Origin of the sequence: Rhodopseudomonas sp. B29, from assembly GCF_000333455.1 — a bacterium.
GTDB lineage: Bacteria > Pseudomonadota > Alphaproteobacteria > Rhizobiales > Xanthobacteraceae > Rhodopseudomonas.
In genome coordinates this window covers 1-3,781 of the sequence record NZ_BADD01000470.1, presented here as the reverse complement: position 1 = coordinate 3,781, position 3,781 = coordinate 1, and the positions used below count along the sequence as shown (strand labels likewise).

Below are 3,781 nucleotides of genomic sequence, written 5' to 3'. Positions count from 1 at the left end.
GGCGTCGTCGGGGCGGGGTGCACCGGGCGGGAGCGAGCGGGACGGCTGAGCAGCAGCTTCCCACGCGATCCAACAAAGCTCGCGGCCATGATCGGCCAGACCAGAGCCTTGCGATGGATCGCGCCGAAGTCCCCGAACGCCTCCCCGAGTCGGATCGACTCTCATCTCAGCACGACGTCACTCCCGACGAAGTGATGATCAGCGTCTGCACCACCTGCAAGGCGAACGACGGACAACCCGGCATCGGCGCCGATCTGTTCGACGCTTTGCAGGCCGCGATCGACGGCGGCGTGGCGACGCTGCGCCGGGTCCAATGTCTCGGCGTTTGCAAGCGACCCGCCACCGTCGCGGTGTCGAGCCCGGGTGGCTACACGTTTTTATTCGGTGATTTGGCGACCGACAGCGGCCCTGCGGCGCTGGCGTCGTTCGTCACCGCCTATCGCGAGGCCGCCTATGGGCTGGTGCCGTGGCGCCAGCGTGCCGAGGTGCTGCGCAAAGGCATGATTGCCCGTCTGCCGCCGCCGCATTGGTCACCCGAAGACGGCCGCGCGCCGACCTAGGTGGGCTCTGCCAATCCAGTCTTCGTCACGGCTCTCTGCACTGCCTCTTCGACAGGAATTTATCAATGGCCACTCGCGTCCCCGTCACCGTCCTCACCGGCTTTCTCGGCGCCGGCAAAACCACTTTGCTGCGCGGCCTGCTCGAAGGCTCGCGCGGTCGCCGCATCGCGGTGATCGTCAACGAGTTTGGCGATGCCGGCTTCGACGGCGGATTGATCGCCGATTGCGGCGCGCCATCCTGCGCGCCAGGCGACGTCATCGAGCTGACCAACGGCTGCATCTGCTGCACCGTCGCCGATGATTTTCTGCCCGCGATGGAGAAGCTGCTGGCACGCACGCCGGCACTCGATGCGATCGTCATCGAGACCTCCGGTCTGGCGCTGCCGCAGCCGCTGCTCAAGGCCTTCGCCTGGCCGGCGGTGAAGACCCGCGCTACCGTCGACGGCGTCGTCACGCTGGTCGATGCGCTGGCGCTGTCGCAAGGCCGCGTCACGCTCGACGATCACGCGCTCGACGCCCAGCGCGCCGCCGATCCTTCGCTCGACCACGACGATCCGATCGAGGAAGTGTTCGAGGATCAGCTCGCCTGTGCCGATCTGGTGGTGTTGTCGAAATCCGATCTGGTCGATGCAGCCACGCTCGAAGTGATCGAATACAAACTCGCCGCTCAGCTGCGCCCCGGCATCCGCATCGTCCGCTCGCATGGCGCGCTGGCGCCCGAGCTGCTGATCGGCCTCGAAGCGCTCGCCGAGGACGATCTCGCCGCGCGGCAGGGTCATCACGGCGAGGAGGAAGAGCACGACCACGACGACTTCCGCTCGATCGTGGTGACGCCGTCGCGCGCTGCCGATGTCGAAGCAATGCGGGCGCGGGTGCTGCAGACGCTGGCGCTGCCCGGCGTGCTGCGGGTCAAGGGCCAGGCGAGAGTCGACGGCAAAGCGGCGCCGATCGTCGTGCAGGCGGTCGGCGACCGCGTCGACCTGGCCTTCGCACGCCCGGACGCGGCGGTCGCCGAGCATCTCGTAGTCATCGGCCTGAAGGATTTCGACACCGCCGCCGTGCACCGCGTGCTGGGAGCGTGAGGTGACAATCGGCGCTGCTCGTCATCCTGAGGTGCACGCCGTCTTCGGCGTGCCTCGAAGGATGGCGAGCGCGACGCTGTGTGGCCATCCTTCGAGGCGCGCAAGCGCGCACCTCAGGATGACGGCATCACGCGCAGATTCGATCCCGGCGCCGCCATGCACCTGAAACTCGATCCGACCGGTGGCATCGACGACGGCGAGGTCGCGCGCGATCTCGGCCAGACGACCGCCGACATCGTGGTGCTATCCGCGGCTGACAGCGATCTCGCGGCGTTCGGCGCGGCGCGGGCGCTGCTGCCGTCGGGCTTTCCCAGTCTGCAACTCACCAATCTGCTCGCGCTCGGCCATCCGGCGTCGGTCGATCTCTATGTCGAGCGCACGCTGCGCGATGCGAAGTTCGTACTACTGCGCATGCTCGGTGGCGAGGGCTACTGGCCGCACGGCGTCGCCAGCCTGCGCCGCGATGCGCTGGCGCGCGGCGCGTTGTTCGCCTGTGTGCCCGGCGAGATGGTGTGGGATCCGGCGCTTGCGGCGCGCGGCAATCTTGACGCGGACGATGCCGAGATGCTGTGGCGTTACTGCCGCGAGGGCGGCGTCGACAACGCCGCTTTGGCGCTTCGCTATGCGGCGCATCTGATCGGCCGCGCCGATAAGCCGGCGCCGCCGCGGCAGATGCCTGCGGCCGGCACCTGGCAGGCCTCGATCATCGACGACGAGCGTCCCAACGCGCTGATCATCTTCTATCGCGCGCTGCTGCAGGGCGGCGACACCGCGGCGATCGCCGCGCTGCGCGAAGCTCTGGCGGCACGTGGCCTTAACGCGATTGCGCTCTACGTCACCAGCCTGAAGGACACACGCTCCGCCGAGTTCGTTGCCGCCACGTTAGCGACGCATCAGCCTGACGTCATCATTAATGCCACGGCGTTTGCGACCGGCACCGCGACGCATGCTGACGGCGTGTTGGCAAGGGCCGATTGCCCGGTGCTGCAGGTGGCACAGGCCGGCATGTCGCGGGAGGCCTGGGAAGCATCGAGTCGCGGACTGAACCCGCGCGACCTCGCGATGCATGTCGTGCTGCCGGAAGTGGATGGCCGCATCTTCGCCCACGCCATCGCCTTCAAGCAGCGCGTCGAGGCGGATGGCGAGTTCGCCCCGACGCTGTATCGTCCGCTCGACGACCGCGTCGCTGCCACCGCCGATCTCGCTGCCGCCTGGGTCCGGTTGCGTCGAACGCCGCGGCCTGAACGCCGGCTCGGCATCGTACTCGCCAACTATCCGAATCGCGACGGCCGCCTCGGCAATGGCGTCGGGCTCGATACGCCGGAGAGTCTCGCAGTAGTTCTCGGCGCGCTGCGGGACCAGAACTATCAGCTCGGTGACGCGCCCGCCGATGCGCCGGCGTTGCTGCGCGTGTTACAGGACGGACCGACCAACGAACTCCACGACCGCGCCCAGCGTCGCGGCGGCGTGAGCTGGTCGTTGGAAGACTACGCGACAGCGTTCGCCGAACTGCCGGCCTCGATCCGTGCCGCCGTAACGGCGCGCTGGGGCGAGCCCGAAGCCGATCCCCATGTGGTGAACGGCGCCTTCCGTCTCGGCCTGCATTGCTTCGGCAATGTCGTGCTCGGCGTGCAGCCAGCGCGCGGCTATAACATCGATCCGGCGTCGAATTTCCACGATCCGGAGCTTCCGCCGCCGCATCATTATCTGGCGTTCTATCTGTGGCTGCGCCGCGAGGCCGGCATTCATGCGCTGATCCATCTCGGCAAGCACGGCAATCTGGAATGGCTGCCGGGCAAGAGCGCCGGCCTGTCACGCGACTGCTGCCCCGACGCGCTGATCGGCGGTCTGCCGCATCTCTATCCGTTCATCGTCAACGACCCGGGCGAAGGCATCCAGGCCAAGCGCCGTGCCGGCGCCGTGATCGTCGATCATTTGACGCCGCCGCTGACGCGCGCCGAACTGCACGACGAACTGGCGCGGCTGGAAAGCCTGGTCGACGAATACGCGCTCGCCGCCGACCTCGACCCCAAGCGCGGCGACGCGATCGCCGAATATATTTCTGTCGCTCGCCCGTGCGCAGCGGCTCGATGCCGAGGTGGCGAATCGGCCGCGACACCTTCCACTTTGGACGCGCTG

Annotated in this window: 3 protein-coding genes; all 3 read left to right on the top strand. The window is 67.9% G+C overall.

Annotation, left to right across the window (positions count from 1 at the left end; all coding sequences use genetic code 11):
- Nucleotides 1–113: 113 nt before the first annotated feature.
- The gene (locus I5M_RS29965; protein WP_022722430.1) at nucleotides 114–560 is read left to right on the top strand and encodes a DUF1636 domain-containing protein; all 447 of its coding nucleotides are present in this window, start codon (nucleotides 114–116) and stop codon (nucleotides 558–560) included.
- Between the two features lie 65 nt (nucleotides 561–625).
- Complete coding sequence (cobW, locus tag I5M_RS16670) at nucleotides 626–1,642, top strand: cobalamin biosynthesis protein CobW (RefSeq protein ID WP_022722429.1); 1,017 nt, start codon at nucleotides 626–628, stop codon at nucleotides 1,640–1,642.
- Nucleotides 1,643–1,798: 156 nt separating this feature from the next.
- Nucleotides 1,799–3,781 (top strand): cobaltochelatase subunit CobN (locus I5M_RS16665; RefSeq protein WP_199900045.1); only part of this gene is annotated, 1,983 nt, incomplete at its 3' end.

Coding starts and splice junctions, on each gene's coding strand:
- I5M_RS29965 (WP_022722430.1), top strand. CDS start 114: ATGGATCGCGCCGAAGTCCCCGAACGCCTCCCCGAGTCGGATCGACTC.
- cobW (WP_022722429.1), top strand. CDS start 626: ATGGCCACTCGCGTCCCCGTCACCGTCCTCACCGGCTTTCTCGGCGCC.